At 49.8% G+C, this 211-nt stretch carries 1 rRNA gene; it reads left to right on the top strand.

The annotated features are described in order from the left end of the window. Nucleotides 1–9: 9 nt before the first annotated feature. Nucleotides 10–211 (top strand): 16S ribosomal RNA (locus tag H5089_RS20155); the annotation flags it as partial.

Here is a 211-nt window from a genome sequence, read left to right as displayed (position 1 = left end):
AAAACTTTTTAATTGAAGAGTTTGATCATGGCTCAGATTGAACGCTGGCGGCAGGCCTAACACATGCAAGTCGAGCGGTAACAGAAAGTAGCTTGCTACTTTGCTGACGAGCGGCGGACGGGTGAGTAATGCTTGGGAACATGCCTTGAGGTGGGGGACAACAGTTGGAAACGACTGCTAATACCGCATAATGTCTACGGACCAAAGGGGG

This window comes from Pseudoalteromonas sp. SR45-1, from assembly GCF_014163655.1.
In the GTDB taxonomy this organism is placed as follows: Bacteria; Pseudomonadota; Gammaproteobacteria; order Enterobacterales; family Alteromonadaceae; genus Pseudoalteromonas; species Pseudoalteromonas distincta.
The sequence above is the reverse complement of the archived record's forward strand: the minus strand, read 5'-3'. Positions and strand labels throughout refer to the sequence as shown.